Below are 24326 nucleotides of genomic sequence, written 5' to 3'. Positions count from 1 at the left end.
CTGACGTTTTACCCGCGCGCGTTACCTATACTTTCTGAACGCCAACGAAGATCAAAGGAGAGACCTCATGTCAGACCACGTCTACAAGCAGATCGAACTGACCGGCTCATCGCCGAAATCGATTGACGACGCCATTAGCACCGCCATTGCGAAGGCGTCGAAAACGCTGCGCAATCTGCACTGGTTCGAAGTGACGGAAACCCGGGGCCAGATCGAAAACGACAAAGTCGCCTTCTGGCAGGTGACGATCAAAGTGGGCTTGCGCATCGACGATTGATGCGGCTAACGCCGGCGACGTAAAGCCGCCGGACAGCGCCCGACTGAAACCGGAAGAGCCGCGTCCGTAGCGGACGCGGCTCCGGCAGTCTTTTCATGCGGCGGGGGCCCGCCGCAATGTAGCGCGTTATTTCGGCAACGAACCGTCCACACCTTCCACGTACCAGTTCAGACGCTGCAGTTCCGGATCGGTCAGCGTCTTGCCGGCCGGCACCTTCACCGTGCCGGACTGGTCCTTGATCGGACCGGCGAACACATCCCACTTGCCGCCCGCCAGTTCGTCGCGCTTCGCGGCGACCTTCTTCTGCGCGTCAGCCGGAATCGCCGAGGTGTTCAGGTCTTCCAGATCGACGGCCTTCTGCGGAATGCCCCACCACACCGGGTCGTTCTTCCATTTGCCGTCGAGCACCTGCTGGATCGCCGCGTTGTAGTACACGCCCCAGTGCGCGACCACCGAACCCAGATGCGCGCTCGGGCCGAACTTTTTCATGTCCGAATCCCAGCCGAACGCGTGCACATGTTTCTCGGATGCGGTCGCGAGCGTCGCGCTCGAATCCGTGTTTTGCAACAGCACGTCCGCGCCCTGGCCGATCAGCGTTTCGGCGGCCTGCTTCTCCTTGCCCGGATCGAACCAGCTATTGATCCAGATGACCTTCGTATGCACTTTCGGATTCACCGAGCGCGCGCCGAGGGTGTACGCATTGATGTTGCGAACCACTTCCGGAATCGGCACCGAAGCGACGAAGCCGAGCGTGTTCGTCTTCGTCACGTAACCGGCGGCCACGCCGGCGAGGTATGCGCCCTGGTACATGCGCACGTCGTAAGTCCCGAAATTCGGCGCCTTCTTGTAACCGGTTGCGTGCAGGAAAACAGTGTCCGGAAAGTCCTTCGCGACTTTGAGTTCGAAGTCCTGATAGCCGAAGCTCGAACCGATGATGATCTTGTTGCCCTTGTTCGCCAGATCGCGGAATACGCGCTCCGAGTCGGCCGATTCCGGCACGTTCTCGATACGCGTGATCTTGACCTTGTTGCCGAACTTCGCTTCGGCTTCCTTCGAACCCTGGTCGTGCGCGAACGTCCAGCCTGCATCGCCCGGATTGCCCAGATAGACGAACGCCACGCCCGGCGCGTCCGCGGCTTGCGCGGCCTGCGGCAGCGACGCAACCAGCCCGAGCGACGCCGCGCCCCAGGCAAAAGCGGTCAGCAGATTTCTTCTCTTCATGTTTTCTCCTGTCGTGTTTATCGATTGATTTGAGATTTGGGGACCACTTGCCGACGGTGCCGACGATCCTCAGCCTGCCGAGAAAAACGGCTTGCCAAGCGATGCCGGCGCGTTCAGGCGGATCGTGTTCGGGTTGCGCGAGATCAGCACCAGGACGACGACCGTCGCGACGTACGGCAGCATCGCGAGGAATTGCGTGGGCACCGGCACGCCGATCGCCTGCGCGTAGAACTGCAGGCCGGTCACGGCGCCGAACAGCAGCGCGCCGATCAGCAGGCGCCCCGGGCGCCACGTCGCGAACACGACAAGCGCGAGCGCGATCCAGCCTCGGCCCGATGTGAGTTGCTCCTGCCACAGGTGCAGATTGACGATCGAATAATAGCCGCCGGCCAGTCCCGCCATGCCGCCGCCGAATGCGACCGCGCCATAGCGCACGCCCACCACCGGGAAGCCTACCGAATGCGCGACCTGCGGCGACTCGCCGACCGAGCGCAACACGAGCCCCGCGCGCGTGCGATACAGAAACCAGCCGATTACCGCGAACATCAGAAACGCGAGGTAATCGAGCGGCGTGAGACTGAAAAGCGCGGGACCGAGCACCGGAATCTTCGAGAGACCTGGAATGGTCCATGTGTCGATGGTCGCGCGTACCGCCGCCGACGTGTACGGCTTGCCGACATACGCGGACAGGCCGATGCCGAAGATGGTTAGAGACAGGCCCGTGGCGACCTGGTTGGCGAGCATGGTCAGCGTGAGAAACGCGAACAGCAGCGACATGGCGAGGCCCGCGCCGATCGCGGCGAGCACGCCGAGCCAGGGGCTGCCGGTGATCGCGGTAACCGCGTAGCCGGTCACGGCGCCCATCAGCATCATGCCCTCCACGCCGAGATTGAGAACGCCCGACTTTTCGGTGACGAGTTCACCCGCGCCCGCGAACATCAGCGGAATCGCGGCGGTGACGGCGCTCGAAGTGAGCGCGCTGGCTTGTTGAATATCCATGGATTGCGGCAGCGAAGCGTTAGACGGGTCAGTGGGCTTGCGCGGCAACGGAGCGCCGGCGTACGCGGTAATTTACGAACAGATCGGCGCCGAGCAGGCAGAACAGCAGCAGTCCCTGGAACACGCCGGAGAGCGCCTGCGGCAACTGCATCGAGGTCTGCACTGCTTCGCCGCCGAGATACAGCAACGCCATCAGCAGGCTTGCGAGCACGATGCCGACAGGATGCAGCCGTCCGACGAACACGACGATGATTGCCGTGAAGCCGTAACCCGGCGACCAGGTCGCCTGCAACTGGCCGATAGGCCCGGCGATCTCGCCCATGCCCGCGAGGCCCGCGAGTCCGCCGCTGATCAGAAGCGACATCCAGATAGTTTTCTTATCGGAAAAGCCTGCATAACGGGCGGCAAGCGGCGCAAGACCGCCGACGTTCATCCGGTAGCCGGCAAAGCTTTTGCGCATGAAGAGCCAGACGAGCGGGATCGCAATCAGCGTGACGAACACCGACGCATTCAGACGCGTGCCGCGCAGCCATTTCCAGTGCCAGTCGCCGTAAAAGGTCGGATAGAGTGCGTCGCCGCTGAACATTTCCGACAGCGGAAAATTCATGCCCTGCGGATCGCGCCATGGGCCGCTCACCAGATAGATCAGCAGCTGCGTGGCCACGTAGGTGAGCATCAGGCTCACGAGAATCTCGTTGGTGTTGAAACGGCTTTTCAGCAGCGCGGGAATCGCCGCCCACAACATGCCGCCGATTACGCCGGCGATCATCATCAGCGGCAAAATCCACCAGCCGGTCGCCTGATCGAAATAGATCGCGACGCCGCTCGCGGCAATGCCGCCGAGCAGCATCTGCCCTTCCGCGCCGATGTTCCATACATTCGCGCGATATCCGATCGCAAGCCCGAGACCGATCAGGCACAACGGAGATGCCTTGAGCAGAAGCTCCGACCAGCCGTTCACGCTCGACAGCGGTTCAACGAAGAACGCGTGCATCGCTTGCAGCGGATCGCGGCCGACGAGGCCGAAAATTACGAAGCCAATGGCGAGTGTGAGCAATGCCGCGATCAGCGGCACGGCGAGTTGCATGGTGCGCGAGGGCGTCGTGCGCGCTTCGAGTCGATACGGAAGAATCATGGGTAGCGTGTGTTTTTTCGGGTTCTGATAACGGACGCGGAGACAGATGCCGGGAGATACCGCGGCTCAAACATGCGCCGGCTGTTCCGCTGAAGGCGCCGTGCCCTCGCGGCCACCGAAAAGGCCCGCCATCCAGCGGCCGATTTCCTCGGCGTTGGTGGCGCCGGTTGCGCGCACCGGCGAGAGCCTGCCGCCCGCAAGCACCGCAATGCGATCGCAGATGTCGAACAGTTCTTCGAGTTCCTCGGAAATCACGAGGATCGCTACGCCGCTTGCCGACAGATCGAGCAACTGCTGGCGAATGAAGGCCGCCGCGCCCACGTCGACGCCCCATGTGGGTTGCGCGACCACCAGCACCTTCGGCGCCTGCAGTATCTCGCGGCCCATGATGTACTTCTGCAGATTGCCACCCGACAGGCTTTGCGCGAGCGCCTCGGAGCCGCCGCATCGCACATCGAAGGCTTCAATGCAGCGCCGGGCAAATGCTCGCATCGCGCCCGAGTTGATCCAGCCCGAGTTGACCATCTTCTGACGATGCGCGGTGAGCAGCGCGTTTTCGGACAGTGTCATTGCGGGCACGGCACCCCGGCCCAGGCGCTCTTCCGGTACGAAGCCGAAGCCGAGCGCGCGCCGGCCGCCTGCGCCGAGCCGCCCCGCTGGCTTGCCGCAAATGGTGACGGCGTCCGCTCGCAGGCCGCGCTTCTCTCCTGAGAGCGCCGACAGCAATTCCGCCTGACCGTTGCCCGAGACGCCCGCAATGCCGAAGATCTCGCCCGCGTGAACCGCGAACGACACGTTCTCGAGCGACGTGCCGAACGGGTCGTCGCTCGTCACCGACAACGCCTTTACATCGAGCAGCACCGCGCCCGGATTATGCTCACGACGCGTGTAATCGGGCAGCGAATGGCCGACCATCAACTGCGCGAGCGACGCATGCGTTTCCTCTTTCGGCTTCACGTGGCCGGTGACACGGCCGCCGCGCATCACCGTCGCCGTGTCGCACAGTTCCTGGATCTCATCGAGCTTGTGGCTGATGTAGAGAATGCTGCAGCCTTCGGCCGCGAGCCGCCGCAGCGTCGCGAAGAGTTTGCGCACCGCTTGCGGCGTGAGCACGGACGTGGGTTCGTCCATGATCAGCAAACGCGGGTTCTGCAGCAGGCAACGCACGATTTCGACGCGCTGCCGCTCGCCCACCGTCAGGCTATGCACGTGACGCTGCGGGTCGATGTCGAGGCCGTAGTCGGCGGAGACTTCGCGAATGCGTTTGGACAGCGCTTTGAGATCGAAGGGTTCGTCGAGTGCAAGCGCGATGTTTTCGCCGACCGTGAGCGTTTCGAACAGCGAAAAGTGCTGAAACACCATGCCGATGCCGAGCTTGCGCGCGGCCGCGGGGCTCGCGATGTCGACCGCTTCGCCTTCCCATTGAATCTCTCCGGCATCGGGCCGCACCGCGCCGTAGATCACCTTCATCAGCGTGCTCTTGCCCGCGCCGTTCTCGCCGAGCACGGCGTGGATCTCGCCCGGCGCGACGATCAGCGTGACGTCGTCGTTGGCCCGCACGGCGGGATATTGTTTGGTGATGCCTTTGAGCATCAACCGGGGCGCCGCCTGTTCCGGCCTCGTTGCCGGCTGCGCGGCGGCGCCGTCGCTATAAAAAGAGTCGCTCATGTGATTCCATAGTGCGTCGGTGACTGCGGTTGCTGCGAGGTCGTCCACCTTGCCGGCGGTCGATCCGTCACCACAACCGGATGACAATACCTAATTCGACCCGCTCAGTCGAGCGGCCAAAATTCCCGCAAACCCGCGCCACAGCAAGCTCTGCGGGTATGTCTCTCTTGACGCCGTTTTTCGTTCATATTAAAACGCATATACCCACGCCCCCACTCGATCAGCCAGAACATATATTTCGGAGAAGTCATGAGTCAGCAACGCGAGGCGATCGATACCTACCTTCTGCGCGTCTTGCACACCTTGTTGATGGAACGCAGCGTCACGCGCGCGGCCGTCAAACTGAACCAGTCGCAACCCGCTATCAGCGCCGCGCTGCGCCGGTTGCGCGACATTACCGGCGACCCGCTGCTCGTGCGCGGCAAATCCGGCATGGTGCCCACCGAATACGGCCTGCGCCTTCTCGAACCGGTGCAGAACGCGCTGCGCGAGATCGAACGCATCAAGTTCCAGCAACACAATTTCGACCCGGCCACTTCGATTCGCTGCTACCGCATCGGCTGCCCGGACTACCTGAACGTGCTGTTCGTGCCGACGGTGGTCGAGCGGTTTCGCCAGGCGGCGCCGAATGCGACGCTCGAGTTTCACTCGCTCGGTCCCGCGTTCGACTACGAACTCGCGCTCGAAGACGGCAAGCTCGACATCGTCGTGGGCAACTGGCCGGAGCCGCCTGAGCAGTTGCATCTGTCGAACCTGTTCGTCGATCAGATCGTCTGCCTGATGAGCAACGCGCATCCGTTCGCCAAACGCGGCGGGCTCACGCTCGACCAATATCTGAACGCCCCGCATCTCGCGCCGACTCCTTACTCGGTGGGTCAGCGCGGCGCGATCGACGTGCACCTCGCGCGCGAGCGGCTCAAACGCCACGTGGTCGTCACGCTGCCGTACTTCAATCTCGCGCCGTACGTGCTGATCAAGTCCGACCTGATCTTTACGACGACGCGCCTCTTCGCCGATTACTACGCCAAGTTCCTGCCGCTGACCGTGGTGCCCGCCCCGCTCGACTTTCCGCCGATGCAGTACTACCAGCTGTGGCACGAGCGCGTGCATTACTCCGATGAAGTGCGCTGGCTGCGCAGCCTCGTCGCCGAAGCGACCAGGACACTGATCGACAAACCTTGAGACGTTAGACGTTAGACGTTAGACGTTAGACGTTAGACGTTAGACGTTAGACGTTTGACCACTGGCGGAGCTTGCGTGTGTGATTGTGCGCAGGCGCCGCTCCGCTTCATGTTATGCCGCCGCTTCGTAAAGCGTCTTTGCCAGCCGGTTATGCCGCTCGATCACCGGACCGAGTTCGAGCGTCGCCAATTGCCCGTCCCTCACGACGACGTTGCCTCCAATCACGCTATGGCTTACCTGCGACGGCGCGCAGAACACCAGCGCCGCGACCGGGTCGTGCAACGCGCCGGCAAAGAGCGGCTGACGCAAGTCGAACGACACGAAGTCCGCCGCCATGCCAGGTGCGAGCGCGCCGATGTCGTCGCGGTTGAGCACCTTCGCGCCGCCGAGCGTGGCGATCTCCAGCGCTTCGCGGGCCGTCATCGCGTCCGGACCAAAGCCGACTCGCTGCAATAACAGCGCCTGACGCACTTCGGCGACCATCTGCGCGCCGTCGTTCGACGCCGAGCCGTCCACACCCAGTCCCACCGGCACACCCGCAAGCCGCATCCGCTTGACGGGCGCAATACCCGACGCGAGCCGCATATTCGAGCACGGACAATGCGCGACACCCGTGCCGGTACGCGCAAACAGTTCGATGCCCGCGTCGTCGAGTTGCACGCAGTGCGCATGCCACACGTCGCGTCCGACCCAGCCGAGGTCTTCCGCATACTGTGCGGGCGTCATACCGAACTTCTCCTGGCTATACGCGACGTCGTTCGTGTTTTCGGCAAGGTGCGTATGCAGAGACACGCCGTATTCCCGCGCCATCGCCGCCGACTCGCGCATCAGATCGCGGCTCACTGAAAACGGCGAGCATGGCGCGACGACGACGCGCAGCATCGCGTAACGCCCTTCGTCGTGATACGTCTCGATGAGGCGTTGCGTGTCCTTCAATATGTCCGCTTCACGCTCGACCACCGAATCGGGCGGCAAGCCGCCGTCTTTCTGACCCACGCTCATGCTGCCGCGCGCCGCATGAAAACGCATGCCGATGCGGCGCGCCGCGGCGATGCTGTCGTCGAGCCGGCTGCCGTTCGGATAGATATACAGATGGTCGCTCGACGTCGTGCAACCCGACAGCAACAACTCGGCCATTGCCGTCAACGTGGAGACTTCGATCATCTCCGGTGTGAGATTCGCCCACACTTTGTAGAGGCTCGTGAGCCAGCCGAACAGCTCGGCGTTCTGTGCGGCCGGAATCGCGCGCGTCAGGCTCTGATACATGTGGTGATGCGTGTTCACGAGACCGGGAATCACCAGATGCCCGCGCATGTCCAGCACCTCGTCGGCGGTTTCCGGCAAGTCCGCTGTCGGACCTACCGCGACGATGCGGTTGTCCTCGATATAGAGACCGCCGTCGCGCAGTTCGCGCCGTGCGCCGTCCATCGTGACGAGCACGTCTGCGTGCTTGACCAGCATTGTTCTGTTCGGCTTGCCCGTTTGTTGTGCTGCGTGTTCCATCGTCATCCGTTTCTCCGCCTGATTGCTTCCGTGCAAAGTCGTCCGAACGCGATGTGACGGCGCGTAAGCCGCGCCGCCGCGTCCCGTCGAACGCCGTTGGCCCGGTTACCCAGCGTATTGCGCCGTCTTCGGGACGTGTGCCGCGCTCAAAGCCTCTCGGGCCTGCCGTTGCTGCGGCGCACAGGCGTAACCTTCGGCCGTCAAAATAACGCTGACAACACGCGCCGTTGCGATAACCATCTTCAGGCTGCCGATATAGTGGGGCATTTTTGACGCCGGTACGATCGAACGGAACCGCTATGTGCTGCAACGGCTGCGCGAGATTGCTCGCTGCGCCTTTCGGCAGACTGTGCGTCATGCGCCAGCTATTATCTTTCTTATCGCGCCCGCGCTGGACGGAACAACTTTCTACAATGGCTGCAACGGCGCTCGCTTCAATTCGCCGACGGGTATGTAGCCACTGACGTGGAGCCTCGATCCGCCGCAAACGTATCTGGATCGGGCTGCCGCCGAAACCTCGCAAACACACAAGGAAAATTGCGAATGGGAAAGCTCACTACCCATGTGCTCGACACCGCGAACGGTCGTCCCGGCGCGGGCATCAAGGTCGAACTCTTCGCGCTCACGGGCGACACGCGCCGCGCGCTGAAAACCACCATCACCAATGACGACGGCCGCTGCGACGAACCGTTGCTGCAAGGCGACGCGCTCGTTGCAGGCGAGTACGAACTGGTGTTCGCCGCCGGCGACTACTTCGCTTCGATCGGTACCAAGGTACCCGAGCCGCGTTTCGTGGATCGCGTCGTGTTGCGCTTCGGCGTCGCCGACGCCGCTGCGCACTATCACGTGCCGTTGCTCGTGTCGCCGTGGTCTTACAGCACGTATCGCGGCAGTTGACAGGTATCGCCGAACGGCGCCGCTCAATAACCCCTAACAACAACGACGTCGTGCGAACTGAGCGCACTGCGTCTTTCACCCCGCAGTCCGCGCGGTGACGCTCTGCCCGCCCTCGTCTATCGGCCGGGTGCAAAAAGGCGTCGAACGTCGCCGCGCGTACAACGAATCAGAAGTGGAGGAGTTTCATGGAAGGCTTTATCACCGACTGGTTGAATCTTGCGATTCGCTGGTTCCACGTCGTCGCCGCGATTGCATGGATCGGCGAGTCGTTCTATTTCGTCGCACTCGACAACAGCCTGAAGCCGCCGCACGACCCGAACCAGCGCAAGCGCGGCGTGTTCGGCGAACTGTGGCACGTACACGGCGGCGGCTTCTACAACATGCAGAAGTACACTGTCGCGCCGCCTGAAATGCCCGACGACCTGCACTGGTCGAAGTGGCCGTCTTACACCACGTGGCTGTCGGGCTTCGGTCTCTTCACCGTGCTGTATCTGTTTTCTCCGTCCACGTATCTGATCGACAAGAATGTGCTCGATATGGGACCGGTGGTTGCCGTCGCATCCGCGCTAGGCTTTCTGGCTGCCGGCTGGATCGTGTACGACTCGTTGTGCCGCATTCTCGGCAACAAGGACAAAGTACTCGGCATCTGCGTCGGCGTGTACGTGCTGATCGCGGCCTGGCTCGCGTGTCACATCTTCGCGGGACGCGCGGCGTATCTGATCATGGGCGCGATGCTCGCGACGATCATGTCGGCCAACGTGTTTTTCGTGATCATCCCCGGCCAGCGCAAGATGGTCGACGCGATGCTCAAGGGCGACACGCCGAACCCGATCTACGGCAAGCGCGGCAAACAGCGCTCGGTGCACAACACGTATTTCACGTTGCCGGTGGTGTTCGCGATGTTGTCGAACCACTACGCGATGACCTACACGCATCCGTACAACTGGGCGGTGCTCGTTGTCATCATGCTGGCCGGCGCGCTGATCCGTCAGTTCTTCGTCATGCGTCATCGCGGCCAGGTGCTGTGGTATCTGCCGCTCGCCGGCATTGCGCTGATGTTCGGCGCGCTCTTCTGGACCATGCCGAAGCCGATGGTGCCGCAAGCCCAGGCGGCCAACGCGCCGACGCTGAAAGTGGCCGACATTGCGCCTGTGCTGCAACAGCGCTGCGTGGCATGTCACTCCGCGCATCCGACGATGATGGGCAGCGCCCCCGCCGGCGTGCTGCTCGATACGCCGGATGAAATCTCCCAGAACGCACAGCGGATCTATCAGCAGGCAGTGACGCTGAAGGCGATGCCGCTTGGCAACGTAACCCACATGACCGAAGACGAACGGATGAAGATCGCTGCCTGGTTCCAGGGTGGCGCGGCGAAATAGTCGAACTCTGGCCTTTGCTGGGCCGGCTGTAGTCGCGCGTCATGAAGCGGGCTTTTCGCGGAAGCGGGAAGCCCGCTTTTTATTGGCGGGTTCTTTTCTCTTTGCTGGTTGCCGTTTGCCGGGATCAAGTGCGCATGGATAGCGGGCTCGCCTGCCCCGCTGAGGGTTGCGTCGAGCAGTGCGGCACGAGAACGTCGTTTGTTTCGGCTTGCACTGGTCCCGCGCGTGCAGGCGGGACGTACATGTGAGGACGCACCACGCCAGGGTACGCAAGCACGCACGCTGGCATTGCAAAAACAAAAAGCCCACGACATTGCTGCCGTGGGCTTTCTGAACATCGGCGGGTCCTCACGCCGAAGCATGAACCTTAAACCGTCACCGCGCTCAACGCGTCTTCGGTCAGCCAGAGCGACTCCGTCAGATCCTGCTCGTTCAGATTCAGGCCCTCCCCGCCACGATCCACGACAATGAAGTCGCTCACGTCGCCCAACGCAATCAGCGGATGGTGCCACACGCCCTTCGCGTAGTTGACGCCTTGCCAGCCGCTCGTGACGAAGGCGCGGATTTTCGATTCGTCGAGCTCGCCGGCCGGCGCGACCACCACAAGATACGGCTTGTCGTTCAGCGGCACGAACGCCTGGCTGCCGAGCGGATGGCGTTCGAGCATTTTCACCTCGAACGGCAGCACGCGCGGCTGTCCACGAAACAGGTTCACGAGCGCGCGGCCGTTCTCGTCGGTCACGTCCACGTTGGCCAGATCGTGATAACGGATCGTCGTGCCGAGGTTGATCGGAATCTGCTTCGCGCCTTCGAGTTCGATCACATCGCCGAAGGCGGCAAACGATTCTTTCGTCAGCGGTTCGATTGCAAGCGTCTTCATGATGCGAGCGTGCCCCACAGGCGCAAACGCGACACGCCGCCGTCCGGAATGATGTTGAAGCGCACGTGCGTGACCGGCCCGAGCGCCGCGATCTCGCTTTCGAAATAATGCTGCTTGTCCATTTGCAGCTTTTGCTCGCCGAGCAGTACAGGCCAGAACATTGCTTGCGTGATCAGCGAACTGTCGGTGCCGCCGGTCACATATGCGGCTTGAATCGAGCAGCGGTCGGGATAATTGCCCTTGAAGTGCGCAGTGTCCACTTCGATCTTCGAAATGACGCCCGGTTGCGCAAGCGCGACGATCGCCCAATCGTTGCCGGGTTCGCGGCGGCGCCGCGTTTCCCAGCCGTCGCCCATGTTGACGCCGCGGCCTGGCATCAGAATGGTCGATGCAGCGCCGAAGTGCTGATTATTCGCCGCCACCAGGTACGCACCGTTTTCCATCGCGGCGAGGTCGAACTGTTCCGTGCGGCTCGCGCCTGCCCAGTCGACTTGCGGCTGACCGTACACGCGCAGACGCGCGATGCCGCCGTCCGGGTAGATGTTCACGCGCAAGTGCGTATAGGCGTTTGCGTCGCTCACGTCGAGGTAGTGGTGGCTGTTGCCTTGCAACGTGGTGGACGGAACGATCTCGGTCCATTGCGTCGACTGGTTTGGCACGCCGTCCACCACGCGCGCCGCTTCCACCGACGCCGCCGGCGGAAAATTACCCGTGAAATGGCTCGTGTCGAGGTCGAGCCCCTTGATCACGCCGGGGCGCGCCAGCTTGACGATGCACCAGTCGTAGCCGCTCACGCGTTTGCGGCGCGTTTCCCAACCGTCCATCCACTTGCCGTGTTCGTCATATTTGCCCGGAATGAAGACGGCCGGCTCCGGGTTCAGCATGCGCTCCTTCGGGGCGAAGAAGTCGTCGCTGGCCTCGAGCGCCTGCGCGCCCAGGCGCGGGTCCGCCAGGTTCACGTAGCGGCGCGTGAATTCGGGTGCGTTGGGGTCGAGAATCGGGAGTGCCATCTGTGTCTTCCTTGATGTTTGTTAGTGCCAGAAATTTCCCGGCGAAGCCGCAGCGCAAAGCTGCAACGTCATGCCGAACCTTGAAGCGCGGCGGCGATCGTCAGTTCGGCGATCGTCAGTTCATTGCGCGTTCGTCACGCGTTCATCACGCGCCAATCAGATCTTCCAGCCGGAACCGCGCAATACGGTAGATCTGATCGAGGCTCGCGCGTAGCTCGTCGGCGCGGCTATTGTTCACGCGCGCCTCGAAGTTCGCGATGATGCCGTGACGGTCGTAGCCACGCACCGCGAGAATGAACGGAAAGCCAAACTTCTCGCGATACGCGGCATTCAGCGCGAGGAGCTTGTCGAACTCTTCCTGCGTGCACTGCGAGAGACCGGCGCCGCTCTGCTCACGCGTCGATTCGGCCGTGAGTTCGCCGCGGACCGCGGCCTTGCCCGCCAGCTCCGGGTGCGCGTTGATCAGCGCGAGCTGCTTCTCTTCGCCCGCCGTCTCGACGATCTTAGACATCTTGCGATGCAGTTCGTCGACGCTCGCAAACGGCCGCTCATGCGCCGCAATTTCCGCGACCCAGGGCGAGTGCTCGAAGATACCCGACAGAGCCGCCACGAACGCGTCGGTCGAAACGGTGTTGAGTTGGTCCAGTGTGTATTGCATCGCCTTCATGCCGCAGCCCCGCGGTTATGTTGCTGATAGGGATGATGTTCGCGCCAGTGCCGCGCGATATCGACGCGCCGGGTCACCCACACGCGATCGTGCTGCTCGATATGGTCGAGAAAGCGCTGCAGCGCGCGAAAACGCCCGGGGCGTCCGAGCAGCCGGCAGTGCATGCCGATGGACAGCATTTTCGGCGCTTCGTCGCCTTCTTCGTAAAGCACGTCGAACGCGTCGCGCAGATACGTGAAGAAATGGTCTGCCGTGTTGAAGCCCTGCGGGCTCGCGAAGCGCATGTCGTTCGTGTCGAGCGTGTACGGCACGATCAGTTGAGGCACAGTCGTGCCGCCTGTCACTTCAACGTCCATCCAGAACGGCAGGTCGTCGCCGTAGTAGTCGGAGTCGTACAGAAAGCCGCCATATTCGGCGACCAGCCGATGCGTGTTGGGACTGTCGCGGCCCGTGTACCAGCCAAGCGGCCGCTCACCCGTGACACGTTCGATGGCTTGCATGCCGAGCCGCATATGCTCGGCTTCCTTTTCCGGCGATACGTCCTGATAGTGAATCCAGCGATAGCCGTGACACGCGATCTCATGACCGAGTTCGACAAACGCGCGCGCGAGTTCGGGATGCCGTTCAATGGCCATGCCGACGCCGAACACCGTAAGCGGCAACCCGCGCTTTTCGAATTCGCGAAGAATGCGCCATACGCCTGCACGCGAGCCATATTCGTAGATCGACTCCATGCTCATGTGACGCGCCGGATACGCCGCTGCGCCGACAATCTCCGACAGGAACTGCTCCGAGCCAGGATCGCCGTGCAGCACGCAGTTCTCACCGCCCTCCTCGTAATTAAGGACGAATTGCACTGCGACGCGCGCTCGCCCTGGCCAGTTCGCTTGCACCGGGTGGCGGCCGTAGCCGATCAGATCGCGTGGATAGTTGGGGTCGAGTGCCATGGTTTGACGAATGCGTGGTGACGATACGTTGTGCTGGCAAGGTGCGTTGTGAAAGCTGCCCGGAGGCCGTGCTTCGTGTTACAGCGGCAATAGCCGGTCAGCGTCGGAAAACACGTCGGGCAGCCCGCGCCGAGTTGGACCAGTGTAGCGAAAACGCCCGGGTGCGCCCATACACCCGGGCAGATAGTGCGTGTCAGACTGAATGTATGTGCGGCTCGGATTCGCTGGTGTTTACCCGCAGCGAATCTGCATTGACGACACGCGGCGGCGCAGGATTCGGATCCGTCGCGCCAGGACTGAACGATTCGAGCGCGCCGTCATAGCGCTTGGGCAAGGGGCGAGCGTAGTCGCCGCGCTTGGCCGTCGAAAGACGTAGCGAGATCAGCGCCTCGGTCCATTTGACGGCTGCCGTCACGCCTTCGATCACCGGCGCGCCGAGCGCGTCCTCAATCTCCGCGCACAGCTCGGCCATGCCCGCGCAACCGAGCACGATCGCGTCGGAGCCGTCCTCGGCAAGCGCGCGCCGGCACTCGTCGAGAATGATGCGGCGCGCCGCCGAGCCGGGCTTGTCGAGGTCGAGCACCGCGACGTCGGTCGCCCGCACGTTGCGACAGAAACGCCGCATGCCGTAGCGCTCGGCCAGATGCCACGCCATCCCGCAGGTGCGCGCGAGCGTCGTCACCACCGAGAAACCGGGCGCCAGCACGCTCGCCGCGTGCATGGCCGCCTCCGCGATGCCGATCACCGGCCCGCGTGCGAGCTCGCGTGCGGCGTACAGTCCTGGATCGCCGAAACAGGCGATGACATAGCCGTCGCAGTGTTCGCGCTCGCCCGCCATCACTTCAGCGAGCAGACCGGGCGTGGCAAGGGCTTCATCGTAATAGCCTTCGATGGACGGCGGCCCCATTGTCGGACTGACCGCAATCACTTCGGTGCCCGGCGCGGCCACTTCACGCGCGCAACGGCCCATTGCGTCGGTCATGCGTTGGGTCGTGTTCGGGTTGATCAGTTTGATGCGCATCTCGTCTCCTTTTCGACTGCGATGACCGCGGCGCTGTCACCGTCGGCCGCCACCTGTCACTGCTGTCACAGCATGGCCCGCGCCTCGATGCTCAGCGAGCGAGCACGCGATAGAACAGTGCCCCGAGGCCCGCGCCAATGAACCATGAGAAATTCGCCATACCGTCGAGCGACGGCACCATCACGCACAGCACCGCGATGACCGCAGCCGGCAGCAGTGCAGCAACCGCGCGGTAGTTCACGCCGTTGCGATACCAGTAAGTTCCCGTCGGCGCCACGGTGTACAGATCGTCGAGGACGATTTTCTGGCGCTTCACCAGGTAGTAATCGACGATCAGGATTCCGTACAAAGGTCCGATGAAGCTGCCGAGCACGTCGAGCGTGTAGTGAATCACTGCCGGGTTGTTGAACAGATTCCACGGCGTGATGAAGATCGAAGCGACCGCCGCGAGCATGCCGCCAGCACGCCAGCTGATGAGCTTCGGCGCCACGTTCGAGAAGTCGAAAGCCGGCGACACGAAATTCGCGACGATATTGATGCCGATGGTCGCAATCGTGAACGTCAGCGCGCCGAGAATCACCGCCGTCGGATAGTCGATGCGGCCCACCGTCTCCACCGGGTCCGTAATCAGTTGACCGAACACCGGCAGCGTCGCCGCGGTTGTGATCACCGTCACGAGCGAAAACGCGAGGAAGTTGACCGGCAGCCCCCAGAAATTGCCGCGCTGTACGCTGCGAAAGCTCTTGCCGTAGCGCGAAAAGTCGCCGAAATTCAGCATCGGCCCGGAGAAGTACGAGACGACCAGCGAGGTCGCCGTGATCATCACCGGCAATACCTGCATGCCGTGATACTTTACGCCGCCCAGGTTGATGCCGATGTTGCGCCAGCCGGCCCGATACACCATGTAGCCGGCCAGAATGAACATCACGACATAAACGGCCGGACCCGCGAAGTCGATGAACTTCTTGATCGTCTCCATGCCGTGCCAGAAGACCAGTGCCTGCAGCACCCACAGCAACATGAAGCCGCACCATCCGAGCGTGGACAGGCCCATGAAGCCGTGTCGATGAACGTCCGCATAGGGCAGCAACTGCGGGACGAACTTCAGCACGACGATCACCAGCGCGCTCGAGGCCAGATACGTCTGAATGCCGTACCACGCGACCGCGATCAGACCGCGAATCACCGCGGGAACATTGGCGCCGAGCACACCGAAAGTCGCACGGCACGCAACCGGATACGGCACGCCGTTGGCCTGGCTCGGCTTCGCAATCATGTTGCACAACAGGTTGACGATCCCAATGCCCACCAGCAGCGCAATCAGCACTTGCCAGCTCGTCAGCCCGAGGGCGAAGAGGCTGCCGGCGAACACATAACCGCCAACGCTGTGCACGTCCGACATCCAGAACGCAAAGATGTTGTAGGCGCCCCAGGTCTGGTGACGCAGCGGCGCCAGGTCCTTGTTGTATAACCGCTCGCTGTAACCGGCCGGCATGGACACATCGCCGGTTGCGTCACCGTCTGCATAAGGGGGGATTGCGGGACTGCCGGGCGCTGCGCTGAACTGAGCCATGATTCCTCCTTGTGATGGAACCGTCGATTGCGAATCGAAGGGCATTGCATTGGCCATGCCAGTTGCGGCTCTGGCGTCTCGCTCGCGCTTCGCGTCGTTCTGGACGAACGAGGCTCGAGCCGCCGCCATGGCCACGCCGCGGTTGTCTCCGTACTGAAGTACTTGTGGTTATCGCATTGCCGCCCTTCCGCGGATGTCCGGCAATGCGTTACTGCATTCGTGGCCCGTCGCGCAGGCGACGGACGTGCGCGCGCAAGCCGGCAGCGCCCGCGCAGGGCCGCCTCGCAACGCTCGATCAATCCGTTCAGTTCAGTGCGGCGCGCACCAGCAACGGGCGCACGCCGGCCGCTTGCCTCAGCTTGGCGCGGACCTGGCTTTGAGTGATGCTTTCGATGATGCTTTAGATGACTCTTCAGGCGAGTCTTTAGATGACGCCTTGCCGGCGCCGTGAAACGCGCCGAATACCTCGTGCAGATCGGCTGCGCCACGCGCGGGCCGCTCCAGCATCTTCAACTCGACGCTTTGCAAATGGCGCGACATGAGCGCCGCCGCCTCTTTTGCATCGCCGGCGTCGAGCGCGGCGAGAATCGCTTCATGGTCTTCGAACGAACACGGGCTTCGCCCCAATGACTCGTACAACGCTGAAATCAGCGTGGAACGCGCCACGAGTCCGTTCAGGCAGTCGCACAGCACCGTGTTGCCGGTCAGCTGAGCGAGTTCCGTGTGAAACTCGCCGGACAGACGAATCCACGACGAAAAGTCGCGTGTTTCGAACGCCTTGCGTTCGCGGCCGATCATGCTGCCGATGCTCTTCAACCGCCGCATGCCATGCCCGCCGCAGATCTTTTCGACGACTGCCAACTCGATGATGCGGCGCATCTCGAACACCTCATGCACCTCCTGAAGCGACGGGCTTGCCACAAACGCGCCGCGGTTCGGTTCGAGATCCACCAGATGATCGGTCGCGAGTTGCGCTAGCGCTTGCCGGATTGGCCCACGCTTCACACCGAACACTTCGCACAACTGCGCTTCGGTCAGCTTCGCGCCCGGCGCCAGCCGATGCTCGAGAATCGCGGCGCGAATGCGCTCGGCAATTGCTTCGGGCTTCGAACTATTTGCGTTGACTGATTCGGTGTCGGACATGATATGTGTCTCGGTATGAAGGTCATAATAGGATGGACATAAAGATTGTCAACAATTTTTGTTGGCATCATCGACAATCTTTGCGGCACGGCGTGCGGCGACGACAGGCTGCCTGGCTGGAAGCCCTGCAGCGACTGGGGGAGCTGGATTCGATATGACGATTGGCGTCGCTGGCGCGGCGCATTTTGTCGACAAAATAGTCGAGCGCGGGGGTTTTCGGCCTTCACTGAAAAGCCGCAGTTGCCGACCTGGGCTACGTAAAGGACCGGCGAAAAGGCGGCCTCGCCTGCACCTCTTCGCTAGCGGTCGTTCAACGCAGGCAGGGGTAATTCGACAAGGTCAGCTTGAAGCCGTTCGCATCTGCAACCAGGTGCGCGTCGGCGCCCACAGGCAGCGTAAGCATGTCCGGCACGTGGCCGAACTGCAAGCCGGTGACGATCGGAATGCCGATCACCGACCGCATCTGATCGATCATGGCTTGCAGGTCATAGCCGTTGTCGTAGTCGTACGACTTGCCGCCCGAAAAATCGCCAAGCACGAGCGCCTGCTGCTCGCCGAGAATGCCCGACAGGTGCAGTTGATAAAGCATCCGCTCAATGCGAAACGGTTGCTCGTTGACGTCCTCGACAAACAGCACCCCGCCCTGCACCGACGGAATGTAAGGCGTGCCGACGAGCGACGTGAGCACCGCCAGATTGCCGCCCCAGAAGGTGCCCGAGACGTCCACCGCGTGCGCTTGCGGCACGTTTCTCGCAATGGTTAGCGTCGGCTTTGTCAGCGCGGACCAGAAGTGCTGCATGGTGAAGTCGCTGACATGTTCCGCGCCGAAGTCGCTCATGAGCATCGGGCCGCTGAACGTTTTCAAGCCGGCGCGCGCAAGCAGAGCGAGCTGAATCGCCGTGAAGTCGCTGTGGCCCACCAGCGCAACCGGCTCGCCGCTCAGACGACGTTGCAACCCATCGTAATCGAGGCCGTGCAGAATCCGCGCCGCGCCGTACCCGCCGCGCACGGCGAGGACGATGTCCGGCAACGCGCGGGAAGCATCCGCGAGCCGGTTCAAATCCGCCGCGCGCTCGCCGTCGGTGCCGCCGAAGCGTTGATAACGACGCCGCGTCGCGTCTACCCCTTCCACGCGATGCCCTTGTGCGCGCAGGCGCTGCAACGCGCGGTTGAGCACCTCCGCCTCTTGCGGATAGCCGGAAGGCGCAATCAGGTTGAAGGTACGGTGGACGCTCATCGATAGGCTCTGGTCTAAGTGTTCCGCGCGGTTTGGAGAGCGTTGCGATTCAGGGTGTGCCGGACGGGTCTTTTTCCGCGACGACGGCCGCACGTGCCGCCGCGCGTGCTTCGCGGCTCGCGCGCCGCCGCTCGGCAAAGAACGACTTCAGCGCAGCGCCGCATTCGCTTTCGAGCACGCCGCCGGTCACCTGAGTGTGATGATTCAACTGCGGGTTTGCGAATGCGTCGACGACGCTGCCGCATGCGCCCGTTTTCGGATCGCGAGCGCCGAACACCACGCGGGCAATGCGGGCGTGCATGATGGCACCTGCGCACATCAGGCAAGGTTCGAGGGTCACATACAGTTCGCAGCCCGGCAAGCGATAGTTCTGCGCGATCTGTGCCGCGGCACGCAACGCGACCATTTCCGCGTGCGCCGAAGGATCGTGCGCGCCAATCGGATGGTTGAAACCTTTCGCGATCACTTCGTCGCCACGCACGAGCACTGCGCCGACGGGCACTTCACCAGCCGCCCGTGCTTCTTCGGCGGCAGCTTGCGCCAAGGCCATGAATCGGCGATCGCGGTCGGAGACGGTCGGGTTGGCGGCGAGGTTGGCGATGGGGTTGGCGGCGGTTGCGAGCGGCTCGGGGGGATCGGACGAGGCGATGGGCGCCGCGGCAGCGACACCCGGCTCGCCATTTGCGAAGTCACCGGCGATGGTGACAACACCACCGACAGTAACAGGCGGCATTTCCGGCTCCTTTCCTGCCTCGATCCAGTCCAAGTTCAAACCCAAGTTCGGGCCCATGGCCCCGCGACCAACGACGGGCTCGCTCACTGTGTCCCCGAGCCGGCGACATTCGCGGGAGAGCCTTCCACCGCGGACACATCGCTGTTGGAAGCCCGCTCGGACAATCGCTCCGCAATCCGGCGGCAATATTCGCGCGGAAGCACCAACGGGCCTCCACGTAACGATTCCAGCGCCATATGGAGCGCCAGCATGCGAGCCTGAAGACGGCACCGCGTAGCCTGATCGCTCACGGCACTCAGTTCGGACTGCAAGTCACGCAACGCGCGCAACTGCTCCATTGCGGGGGGCACAAACCCCGCGTTTTTCAAAATCCGGTTGGCGACGCGCACTTCTTCCGGGACCAAAGCATCGTCGTCCAGGGTGAGCGGCGCGCCTGCGCCCGGCAAATCGTCGAATTCGCCACGTGCGGCGGCGGCGGCAATACGCTGTTCGACTAACGCATCAAGCAATCTCATCTGCAATCCACTACGTTGCGGCCCAAGCATTCTATCAGGGAGCGCACGAGGGTTCCTTCCGCCGGATTCACCCGGCCCGCCGGCTTTTCGGATTTTGCGTATTGGAGTCCTGGATGGATGCAAGCTAGGCTTCGACACTTTTTGCGAGTCGCGCTCGCGGCGTGCTTTGGCCGCCTGCTTGGTTCGCTTCGTTTGGCTACGTCGCTCACCTACTTCGCTTCTCTGTTTCCTGCTTTTTTGCCACCGATCATGCAATTGCAAATGACACACTCACGCGTTGACAACGCAGCACGAATCACTGCCACAAGCACTGCCCCGCAGCCCGCAGTCCGGGCGTGCGCGGGCTGCGCTTCAGCGCTCGCGAGCCGCGCCCGCGTTGACAGGCGCTCATTCAATACAACCCTACGCACTGTATGTGTAGCCGCAGCGATGTCCGCGTTGCTTTCCGGCTGCGCAGTATTCTGCGCCGGAGCCGGCGGAAGCGGCAGTGGTTTCGGCGGCGTTTGCGCTACTGGTATGCGCTTCTAGACGCACGCCAGATCCCCCACAGAATCGAAAGCCACAGATCACGCGTCGCGGCCCACCCTCCTTTCATGTTCCTCTTCACGACCAGCTAATCGTCGCGCCAATGCCACTAGGGCGCGGCCCCTTCAAGCGTCCAGCGCGCAAGCACAATATGCCGGGTACGCCCCAATAAGCTGTGTATCAACGCGAAACCACGCACATTCCAGCAAACCGGCTCTACCGGACGCGTGGCGGCCCAAGGGCAAGCCGTAAGCCAACGTGACATGCGGCGTATAAGTCACTGCCGCGGAACCGGCGCGGCTTTCAATGCCCTTGACGTGCAGCGCTTCCGCCAATGCGTCATGAAGCCGATGCAGACCCACCACGCCCTCACTCCCCGTCAACACTAACGGGCCCGGCCGCGGTTTCGACGCGAAACTCTCCGCCGTATTGAACTCGACGCTGAACGGCGCCATGCGAACCGCGGCAGCCGCTTGCATTGCGGCCTCCACATGTTCCGGCGGCAGACCGCCCGCGAAATTGCCGAGATGACGCAGCGTGACGTGCAAACGACCGGCGGCAAGCGGCTTACTGCGGGCGCGCGCCTCCCCGCAAAGCTCTTGCGCTAGCTTTGAAATGCTGGCCGCGGTATTCGCATCCGGGAAGACAGCGAAAAAGAGGCCGTCGGTTGGCGTTGGCGGCGCCTCGAGCCCGGGCAACCACAGTTGTTCAGGCATCTTGCTCCTGCGTGCTGAAATCCGGCATCTACGCGAATCCCCCTTCACATGAACGAACTGGCGGACGCCAGCGGAAAACAAGCAATGAACAAGCAACCAGGCAGCAACCAACAAGGCAGCAACCGCACCGCAAGCCAGCAAGCCAGCAAGCCAGCAAGCCAGCACCCAAACCCAACCGCCGGCCCTGCCAAAAAACGCTTGCGCTTACGAATTGCCCACGTACAATACTGTACATCCATACAGTATCGGCGGCAACGTGGAATTGCAGAAAAAGCTCGAAGTATTGGCCGACGCGGCCAAATACGACGCATCGTGCGCCAGTAGTGGCGCGCCTAAGCGCGCCTCGCGCGGCACGGAAGGTTTGGGCGCCAGCACCGGCGCCGGTATCTGCCATAGCTTCACGCCAGACGGGCGCTGCGTGTCGCTGCTGAAAATCCTGCTCACGAATTTCTGTCTGTATGACTGTCAGTACTGCGTCAACCGGCGTTCGAGCAATGTGCCACGGGCGCGCTTCACGCCTGAGGAGGTCGTGGACCTCACGCTCGACTTTTATCGGCGCAACTACATCGACGGACTGTTTCTGAGTTCAGGCATCATCCGGTCGTCGAATTACACCATGGAGCAACTGGTGCGGGTAGCGCAGTCGCTGCGCGAAGATCACCAGTTCCGCGGCTACCTTCACCTGAAAACCATCCCCGACGCCGACCCCGAACTCATCGCCAAAGCCGGCCGCTATGCCGACCGTCTGAGCGTGAACATCGAACTGCCGACCGAAGGCAGCCTCGCACGCCTTGCACCGGAGAAAGACGTGCGCACGATCAAGCTCGCCATGGGGTCGATCCGGCTCGCGCAGGAAGAGGCGCTGGGCGACGCAAAAGCGCCCCGGTTCACGCCGGCCGGCCAAAGCACGCAAATGATCGTCGGCGCGGATCAGACGAACGACAGCACCATCCTGCAGACCGCGGAAACGCTGTACGGATCGTACAAGCTGAAGCGCGTGTATTACTCGGCATTCAGCCCGATCCCTGACAGTCCTTCGGCAGTCCCCGGCGAGGCGCCGCCGCTGCTGCGCGAACATCGTCTGTATCAGGCAGATTTTCTGCTGCGCGGCTACGGTTTCAACGTCGCGGAACTGTTCGAACAGCCAGGCAACCTGCCGCTCGACATGGATCCGAAACTTGCATGGGCGCTCGGGCATCGCGACCAGTTCCCGGTCGACCTGAACCGCGCGCCGCTTCGCATGATCGCGCGGGTGCCGGGCATCGGCATGCGCAATGCCAAGCGGCTGGTCGAGTTGCGACGCTCCCGGCGGGTGCGCTATGAAGATCTGGTGCGCCTGCGGTGTCCGCTGGAAAAGATCAAGCCGTTCGTCGTCACGCAAGACTATCGGGCGGCCATGCACGACGCGTCGTCGGCTCATCTGCGGCGAATCCTGACGCCGCCAATGCAAACGCAAATGCAGTTGTGGTGACGTGTCGTGCTTCATTGCATCGAGATCGAAAACCATTTTGCCGCCTGGCGTACAGCCACTCTCGTTGCGCTGGCTCAAGGGCTTGCGCCGGAGTCGATCGAATGGCGCATTAAAGAAGGCGCCGGTGGTCATGGTTCGCTGTCTAGTCAAACGGCGCTCGATTACGGCGACACGTCCCGCAACGCGGCGCTCGGGTCGGACGCCCCGGCCGTTCACGTCTCGAAAGAACTGTCAGCGCTGCTGCATGATGCGGCGCTGTATCGTGAGCCTGACCGGTGGGCATTCCTCTACAAGGTGCTTTGGCGCTGGCAATGCGGCGATCGCGCGGTGGCGTCGCCAGCCGACGTCGACGGCGCCCGGCTCTACCGGATGGCTAAAGCGGTGCGCCGTGCGAAGCACGACATGATCGCGTACGTGCGCTTTCGCAAGCAGAGGCCGGACGCCCAAACCCCAGAGTACATAGCCTGGTACGAACCGGAACACGACGTTCTCGCATGGGCCGCGGAACATTTCGCGCAACGCATGGGGCGCTCGTCGTGGATTATCGCGACGCCTCACGGCGCCGCGTTCTGGAACGGCGAGCAACTACATATCGAAGCGCGCCCTGCGCTGCGCCACAAGCATCGCTGCGACACTGAAGACGAGGCCGAGGCGTTGTGGCTCGCGTACTACCGCAGCACATTCAATCCTGCGCGTCTGAACGAAGCTGCGCTCGAACAGCACATGCCGGTGCGGTTCTGGAAAGGGCTGCCGGAAGGCCATCTGATTCCCGCCATGATCAGTGAAGCAAAGAGCGGCGCGCGGCGCGTTGCGCAAGCGAGCGGGGTCGCGGCGCTAGGCGGCAAGTCCATTCCTGTCGAAGCTGAATTCGCTCAGCCTGCCCGCGATCAGCCATCGTCGCTGGACGCCTGCCGACGCTGCGACCTGTGGCGCAATGCGACGCAAGCCGTGGGCAGTTCGGGGCCTCGTGACGCGCGCATCATGCTGATCGGTGAGCAGCCCGGCGATCAGGAGGATCTGAGCGGCGAGCCTTTCATCGGGCCGGCGGGACAGTTGCTAGATCTCGCGATCGTCCGCGCCGACCTGTCGCGTGAGCAGCTTTATTTGACGAACGCGGTCAAGCACTTCAAATGGGAACCTCGCGGCAAGCGCAGGCTGCACAAAACCGCCGCGCAGCGCGAGGTCGAAGCATGCTCGTATTGGCTGGAGCAGGAGTTGCAAACCGTTCGGCCATCGGTCGTCGTCGCGCTGGGCGCAACGGCGCTCAACGCGTTGCTGCGCGAAAAGGCAAGCTTGCGCGACTATATGGGTAAGCCGTTCGAACTCGAAGGCGGTTGGGGAATCGCGACATATCATCCTTCGTTCGCGTTGCGTCAGCAGGACGACGCCGCGCGCGACAAAGTGCTGAGCGCCATCAGCGAGGCACTCGTCGAAGCGCGGAAACTGGCGGCATCGGTACAAGCCAAACCGCGCAGCGTGCCTTAACTGCTAGACTGCGCCGCACGTTCCGTCATGCGGTTAAGGGGAATCAATGACCGGGGGCAATGACCGGAACGTCAGTGACCGGAAAGCTGAAAGTCAGCAAGCCGATCCTGAGTGGCGAATCGTCATCGCCCAAACACCCTTG

At 62.7% G+C, this 24326-nt stretch carries 21 protein-coding genes and 1 pseudogene; 6 read left to right on the top strand and 16 right to left on the bottom strand.

The annotated features are described in order from the left end of the window. The first annotated feature begins 67 nt into the window (after nt 1-67). A complete protein-coding gene (locus ACTJLB_RS05420) occupies nt 68-277 on the top strand; it encodes a dodecin (protein ID WP_020070181.1) in 210 nt (69 codons plus the stop codon). Nucleotides 278-403: 126 nt separating this feature from the next. Here ACTJLB_RS05420 and ACTJLB_RS05415 read toward each other — a convergent pair whose 3' ends face one another. The 4 genes from ACTJLB_RS05415 to ACTJLB_RS05400 all read right to left on the bottom strand — a co-directional run bounded on the left by ACTJLB_RS05415 (nt 404) and on the right by ACTJLB_RS05400 (nt 5300). Continuing rightward, nucleotides 404-1498 (bottom strand): BMP family ABC transporter substrate-binding protein, encoded by a 1095-nt coding sequence (locus tag ACTJLB_RS05415; protein WP_087753197.1) that lies wholly within the window; start codon nt 1496-1498, stop codon nt 404-406. Nucleotides 1499-1567: 69 nt separating this feature from the next. Then, complete coding sequence (locus tag ACTJLB_RS05410; RefSeq protein ID WP_020070179.1) at nt 1568-2497, bottom strand: ABC transporter permease; 930 nt, start codon at nt 2495-2497, stop codon at nt 1568-1570. A 28-nt stretch (nt 2498-2525) separates the two neighbouring features. Then, nucleotides 2526-3632 (bottom strand): ABC transporter permease, encoded by a 1107-nt coding sequence (locus ACTJLB_RS05405; RefSeq protein ID WP_440782689.1) that lies wholly within the window; start codon nt 3630-3632, stop codon nt 2526-2528. 66 nt (nt 3633-3698) lie between these two features. Next, nucleotides 3699-5300 (bottom strand): ABC transporter ATP-binding protein, encoded by a 1602-nt coding sequence (locus tag ACTJLB_RS05400; protein WP_027777221.1) that lies wholly within the window; start codon nt 5298-5300, stop codon nt 3699-3701. Between the two features lie 249 nt (nt 5301-5549). Here ACTJLB_RS05400 and ACTJLB_RS05395 point away from each other — a divergent pair, with 249 nt between their 5' ends. After that, a complete protein-coding gene (locus tag ACTJLB_RS05395; protein ID WP_007181594.1) occupies nt 5550-6482 on the top strand; it encodes a LysR substrate-binding domain-containing protein in 933 nt (310 codons plus the stop codon). A gap of 111 nt (nt 6483-6593) precedes the next feature. On the opposite strand, the gene ACTJLB_RS05390 is transcribed toward ACTJLB_RS05395, so the two are convergent. Then, the gene (locus tag ACTJLB_RS05390; protein ID WP_440782688.1) at nt 6594-7991 is read right to left on the bottom strand and encodes an 8-oxoguanine deaminase; all 1398 of its coding nucleotides are present in this window, start codon (nt 7989-7991) and stop codon (nt 6594-6596) included. A 537-nt stretch (nt 7992-8528) separates the two neighbouring features. Between ACTJLB_RS05390 and uraH the strand changes: the two genes are divergently transcribed. Both uraH and ACTJLB_RS05380 read left to right on the top strand, forming a co-directional pair. Then, a complete protein-coding gene (uraH, locus tag ACTJLB_RS05385) occupies nt 8529-8882 on the top strand; it encodes a hydroxyisourate hydrolase (RefSeq protein WP_020070174.1) in 354 nt (117 codons plus the stop codon). A gap of 185 nt (nt 8883-9067) precedes the next feature. Further along, the gene (locus ACTJLB_RS05380) at nt 9068-10261 is read left to right on the top strand and encodes a urate hydroxylase PuuD (RefSeq protein ID WP_408416827.1); all 1194 of its coding nucleotides are present in this window, start codon (nt 9068-9070) and stop codon (nt 10259-10261) included. Between the two features lie 367 nt (nt 10262-10628). Here the strand turns inward: ACTJLB_RS05380 and ACTJLB_RS05375 are convergent, their stop codons facing one another. The 11 genes and pseudogenes from ACTJLB_RS05375 to ACTJLB_RS05325 form a co-directional block, all read right to left on the bottom strand. After that, on the bottom strand, nt 10629-11141 hold the full coding sequence (locus ACTJLB_RS05375) for an ureidoglycolate lyase (protein ID WP_020070172.1): 513 nt from the start codon (nt 11139-11141) through the stop codon (nt 10629-10631). Then, the gene (alc, locus tag ACTJLB_RS05370; protein ID WP_020070171.1) at nt 11138-12151 is read right to left on the bottom strand and encodes an allantoicase; all 1014 of its coding nucleotides are present in this window, start codon (nt 12149-12151) and stop codon (nt 11138-11140) included. The genes ACTJLB_RS05375 and alc overlap by 4 nt, the downstream gene beginning before the upstream one ends. Before the next feature lie 145 nt (nt 12152-12296). Then, entirely contained in the window at nt 12297-12818 is a 522-nt protein-coding gene (gene uraD, locus ACTJLB_RS05365; protein WP_440782687.1) for a 2-oxo-4-hydroxy-4-carboxy-5-ureidoimidazoline decarboxylase, read from the bottom strand. After that, a complete protein-coding gene (puuE, locus tag ACTJLB_RS05360; protein ID WP_020070169.1) occupies nt 12815-13765 on the bottom strand; it encodes an allantoinase PuuE in 951 nt (316 codons plus the stop codon). The genes uraD and puuE overlap by 4 nt, the downstream gene beginning before the upstream one ends. 193 nt (nt 13766-13958) lie before the next feature. Beyond that, nucleotides 13959-14786, bottom strand: coding sequence for an aspartate/glutamate racemase family protein (locus ACTJLB_RS05355; protein ID WP_408171681.1), 828 nt, complete (start codon nt 14784-14786; stop codon nt 13959-13961). Between the two features lie 91 nt (nt 14787-14877). Continuing rightward, a complete protein-coding gene (locus ACTJLB_RS05350) occupies nt 14878-16359 on the bottom strand; it encodes an NCS1 family nucleobase:cation symporter-1 (RefSeq protein ID WP_087753206.1) in 1482 nt (493 codons plus the stop codon). Between the two features lie 354 nt (nt 16360-16713). Further along, entirely contained in the window at nt 16714-17502 is a 789-nt protein-coding gene (locus ACTJLB_RS05345; protein ID WP_440782686.1) for a GntR family transcriptional regulator, read from the bottom strand. 310 nt (nt 17503-17812) lie between these two features. After that, nucleotides 17813-18739: a muramoyltetrapeptide carboxypeptidase gene (gene ldcA, locus ACTJLB_RS05340; RefSeq protein WP_440782685.1), complete on the bottom strand. Its 927-nt coding sequence runs from the start codon at nt 18737-18739 to the stop codon at nt 17813-17815. A gap of 49 nt (nt 18740-18788) precedes the next feature. Further along, entirely contained in the window at nt 18789-19472 is a 684-nt protein-coding gene (gene tadA, locus ACTJLB_RS05335; protein ID WP_440782684.1) for a tRNA adenosine(34) deaminase TadA, read from the bottom strand. Between the two features lie 83 nt (nt 19473-19555). Further along, complete coding sequence (locus tag ACTJLB_RS05330) at nt 19556-19987, bottom strand: DnaJ family domain-containing protein (protein ID WP_440782840.1); 432 nt, start codon at nt 19985-19987, stop codon at nt 19556-19558. Nucleotides 19988-20621: 634 nt separating this feature from the next. After that, a pseudogene (locus ACTJLB_RS05325) lies at nt 20622-21228 on the bottom strand (2'-5' RNA ligase family protein). Nucleotides 21229-21484: 256 nt separating this feature from the next. Here ACTJLB_RS05325 and ACTJLB_RS05320 point away from each other — a divergent pair. Then, the gene (locus ACTJLB_RS05320; RefSeq protein WP_204520987.1) at nt 21485-22699 is read left to right on the top strand and encodes a putative DNA modification/repair radical SAM protein; all 1215 of its coding nucleotides are present in this window, start codon (nt 21485-21487) and stop codon (nt 22697-22699) included. A 6-nt stretch (nt 22700-22705) separates the two neighbouring features. Then, nucleotides 22706-24184 carry a UdgX family uracil-DNA binding protein gene (locus ACTJLB_RS05315; protein WP_440782683.1) on the top strand — a complete coding sequence of 493 codons (1479 nt, stop codon included), beginning with the start codon at nt 22706-22708 and terminating at the stop codon, nt 24182-24184. The last annotated feature ends 142 nt before the right edge of the window (nt 24185-24326 follow it).

Origin of the sequence: Paraburkholderia sp. 22098 (assembly GCF_052045935.1) — a bacterium.
Taxonomy (GTDB): domain Bacteria; phylum Pseudomonadota; class Gammaproteobacteria; order Burkholderiales; family Burkholderiaceae; genus Paraburkholderia; species Paraburkholderia caledonica.
Note: the sequence above shows the minus strand (reverse complement) of the source record. Positions and strands in the feature narration are given on the sequence as shown.

Coding starts and splice junctions, on each gene's coding strand:
- ACTJLB_RS05420 (WP_020070181.1), top strand. CDS start 68: ATGTCAGACCACGTCTACAAGCAGATCGAACTGACCGGCTCATCGCCG.
- ACTJLB_RS05415 (WP_087753197.1), bottom strand. CDS start 1,498: ATGAAGAGAAGAAATCTGCTGACCGCTTTTGCCTGGGGCGCGGCGTCG.
- ACTJLB_RS05410 (WP_020070179.1), bottom strand. CDS start 2,497: ATGGATATTCAACAAGCCAGCGCGCTCACTTCGAGCGCCGTCACCGCC.
- ACTJLB_RS05405 (WP_440782689.1), bottom strand. CDS start 3,632: ATGATTCTTCCGTATCGACTCGAAGCGCGCACGACGCCCTCGCGCACC.
- ACTJLB_RS05400 (WP_027777221.1), bottom strand. CDS start 5,300: ATGAGCGACTCTTTTTATAGCGACGGCGCCGCCGCGCAGCCGGCAACG.
- ACTJLB_RS05395 (WP_007181594.1), top strand. CDS start 5,550: ATGAGTCAGCAACGCGAGGCGATCGATACCTACCTTCTGCGCGTCTTG.
- ACTJLB_RS05390 (WP_440782688.1), bottom strand. CDS start 7,991: ATGACGATGGAACACGCAGCACAACAAACGGGCAAGCCGAACAGAACA.
- uraH (WP_020070174.1), top strand. CDS start 8,529: ATGGGAAAGCTCACTACCCATGTGCTCGACACCGCGAACGGTCGTCCC.
- ACTJLB_RS05380 (WP_408416827.1), top strand. CDS start 9,068: ATGGAAGGCTTTATCACCGACTGGTTGAATCTTGCGATTCGCTGGTTC.
- ACTJLB_RS05375 (WP_020070172.1), bottom strand. CDS start 11,141: ATGAAGACGCTTGCAATCGAACCGCTGACGAAAGAATCGTTTGCCGCC.
- alc (WP_020070171.1), bottom strand. CDS start 12,151: ATGGCACTCCCGATTCTCGACCCCAACGCACCCGAATTCACGCGCCGC.
- uraD (WP_440782687.1), bottom strand. CDS start 12,818: ATGAAGGCGATGCAATACACACTGGACCAACTCAACACCGTTTCGACC.
- puuE (WP_020070169.1), bottom strand. CDS start 13,765: ATGGCACTCGACCCCAACTATCCACGCGATCTGATCGGCTACGGCCGC.
- ACTJLB_RS05355 (WP_408171681.1), bottom strand. CDS start 14,786: ATGCGCATCAAACTGATCAACCCGAACACGACCCAACGCATGACCGAC.
- ACTJLB_RS05350 (WP_087753206.1), bottom strand. CDS start 16,359: ATGGCTCAGTTCAGCGCAGCGCCCGGCAGTCCCGCAATCCCCCCTTAT.
- ACTJLB_RS05345 (WP_440782686.1), bottom strand. CDS start 17,502: ATGTCCGACACCGAATCAGTCAACGCAAATAGTTCGAAGCCCGAAGCA.
- ldcA (WP_440782685.1), bottom strand. CDS start 18,739: ATGAGCGTCCACCGTACCTTCAACCTGATTGCGCCTTCCGGCTATCCG.
- tadA (WP_440782684.1), bottom strand. CDS start 19,472: ATGCCGCCTGTTACTGTCGGTGGTGTTGTCACCATCGCCGGTGACTTC.
- ACTJLB_RS05330 (WP_440782840.1), bottom strand. CDS start 19,987: ATGAGATTGCTTGATGCGTTAGTCGAACAGCGTATTGCCGCCGCCGCC.